Annotated in this window: 2 protein-coding genes and 1 pseudogene; 2 read left to right on the forward strand and 1 reads right to left on the reverse strand. The window is 70.7% G+C overall.

What is annotated here, in order from left to right:
- The first annotated feature begins 316 nt into the window (after positions 1-316).
- Positions 317-1,093 (forward strand): ECF subfamily RNA polymerase sigma factor, BldN family, encoded by a 777-nt coding sequence (locus tag AB0D93_RS41425; protein WP_362131914.1) that lies wholly within the window; start codon positions 317-319, stop codon positions 1,091-1,093.
- A gap of 249 nt (positions 1,094-1,342) precedes the next feature.
- Complete coding sequence (locus tag AB0D93_RS41430; protein WP_362131917.1) at positions 1,343-2,575, forward strand: DUF5667 domain-containing protein; 1,233 nt, start codon at positions 1,343-1,345, stop codon at positions 2,573-2,575.
- Positions 2,576-2,658: 83 nt separating this feature from the next.
- Here AB0D93_RS41430 and AB0D93_RS41435 read toward each other — a convergent pair.
- Positions 2,659-2,748, reverse strand: a pseudogene (locus tag AB0D93_RS41435) (glycerol acyltransferase); the annotation flags it as partial.

The raw sequence follows: 2,748 nt of genomic DNA on the forward strand, positions 1-2,748 counted from the left end.
GGAGCGGTGTGCCGACCTGGCCCCCTGCCCCTTCGGGGCACTGCTCCGCGCGCCCGGATTATGCCGCGGCCACTTCAACACGCCCCGTACCTCGCCGAAACAAGCCACTTTTCGATCAACAACCGATCAGGCTGCGGCACTTGATAAGGCGTCAATCGGCAACAGAAGCGACGCAATCGATGATTTGAGCAACTCGGTGTAGCAGTGCCTGCACGAAGCGTTATTCTCCTCAGACGCAAACCGGTACCCCTCCGTCGCTACGACGGGTGAACGGTCCCGCACTGCACGTGATGGAAGCTCTGCCTCTGGGAGTCCCGTGTACCCACACGTCGGGGTTGACGCCTCGGGCCTGGCTACGCTGCGCGCAACACTCGCAACGGTCAAAGAGACGCTGCGCGGCCTCGTCCCCACCGCGTACGCCGTCCCCGCCCTCGCCGCCGCGCCCGTAGGCCCGTGCTACGCACTGGCCGAAGGCAGCGCCGCGGTGAGCAGACGAGGGCGCTCCACCGGCGCCACCACCGCCCGCCGCCCGGCCGCGGACAGCGACAGCGCCCGGATGATGGACCTCGTCGAGCGCGCCCAGGCGGGCGAGGCCGAGGCCTTCGGCCGGCTGTACGACCAGTACAGCGACACGGTGTACCGCTACATCTACTACCGGGTGGGCGGCCGGGCCACCGCCGAGGACCTCACCAGTGAGACCTTTCTGCGGGCGCTCCGCAGGATCGGCACCTTCACCTGGCAGGGCCGCGACTTCGGCGCCTGGCTGGTGACGATCGCCCGGAACCTCGTCGCCGACCACTTCAAGTCGAGCCGCTTCCGGCTGGAAGTCACCACCGGCGAGATGCTCGACGCCAACGAGGTCGAGCGCTCCCCGGAGGACTCCGTCCTCGAGTCCCTGTCGAACGCCGCGCTGCTCGACGCCGTACGCCGGCTCAACCCGCAGCAGCAGGAGTGCGTGACGCTCCGCTTCCTCCAGGGCCTCTCGGTCGCCGAGACCGCCCGTGTGATGGGCAAGAACGAGGGTGCCATCAAGACCCTCCAGTACCGCGCCGTACGTACCCTGGCCCGGCTGCTGCCGGACGACGCGCGCTGAGCCGCGACCCCCGCCCCGCCACCACACAGGGCGACGGTCAACTCACGTTCCGTGAAAGCGTGTTGTCTTTCCGATCCGGTCGTCCGCCGTCCGTAACCCAAGTGCCGCGCCAGTCGTTGTGCGGGATACAGGCTCCCTGTGGTCACGTCTGGCCGACCTTGATCGCTCGATCGTGTGAAGTGGTCGCGGGCGTGCAACCCTCAGGACCCCCTGGGGAGTCGACCGTCATGACGAGAGGAGGTGCCGCCAGTGATCGCGAACGTATCGGCGCACCGGCGGGCGAACGCCTTCGCCCAGGCCCTGGAGGAGCAGTCCGACCGGGACACGGCGGCCGAGCAGTCCGTGACCCCGGCGGATTCCCCGCCGGCCGCCGAGGAGCAGACCGGGCAGGGCACGCTACTGGCCCTCGCAGCGGGTCTCGGCGCGCTGCCCAAGCCGCAGCTCGACCCCGAGGTCAAGGTCGTGCAGCGCGCCCAGTTGGTGGCCGCGATGGAGGCCATGCTCCAGGAAGGCACGGGGGCGGCGGACGCGTCGGTACCCGGACAACGCTCCACCCGGTCCAAGGGCGCACACCGGGCGAGTTCGCTGGGCAAACTGCGACCACGTTCCCGGCTGACCAAGGGGCTCGCCGCGGGCGGGCTCAGCGTGGGCGTCGCCGCCGGGGCCTTCGGCGGAGTGGCCGCCGCCAGCTCCAACGCGCTGCCCGGCGATTCCCTGTACGGCCTCAAACGCGGCATCGAGGACTTCAAGCTCAACTACCTGAGCGACGGCGACGACCAGCGCGGCCAGACCTACCTGGACCAGGCGTCGACCCGGCTCAGCGAGGCCCGACGGCTGCTGGAGCGGGGCCGCGGCGGACAGCTGGACCACGAGTCCCTCGGCGAGATCCGCCGCACGCTCTCCGGTATGCAGCACGACGTCACCGAGGGCCACCGCCTGCTCCACGAGGCCTACGAGGCCGACCCCAACTCCCTCGGCCCGATCCAGGCCCTGTCCAGCTTCTCCCGCTCGCACCGCGAGGCCTGGAGCGCGCTCAGCGACAGGCTGCCCGTGCAGCTCGGGGACGTCAAACAGCAGGTGTCGTCGGTGTTCGACGCCATAGACCAGGAGGTCGCCCCGCTGCAGTCCCTGCTCCCGCAGTCGCCCACCCAGGGCGGCGACGGCAAGCGGCAGGGCTCCGGCTCGGCATCCACCGGCTCCTCCGGCACCCACCGGTCGGCCGCGCCGAGCTCCTCCGGCCACACCCCGCCCTCGGGCAGGCACAGGAGCACCGGCACCCCGAGCGGCGCGGCCACCGGCAGCAGCAGCGAGGGCCTGCTCGGCGGCGACACGGGTGGCCTGCTGGAGCCGCCGAAACTCGGCACCGGCAGCAGCGCCCCGTCCACCAGCAAGCCCACGACGCCCGCCCCGGACGTCACCCTCCCCCCGCTCCTCCCCGGCCTGCTCCCCGGCCTGGGCATCGACAGCGAGGACACGCACTAGCACCGGTACGGCCAGAACAACGGGGGCGACCCACCCGAGCGGGTCGCCCCCGTTGCCACACCCGGACCAGCGCGTCCGACACCTCAGAAGAACACCGACCGGCGCTGCACCAGCAGCTTGTACAGGGTGTGCTGGATCTGTTCCCGTACCTGGTCGGTGAGGTTGAACATCAG

Origin of the sequence: Streptomyces sp. NPDC048191 (assembly GCF_040652655.1) — a bacterium.
GTDB lineage: Bacteria > Actinomycetota > Actinomycetes > Streptomycetales > Streptomycetaceae > Streptomyces.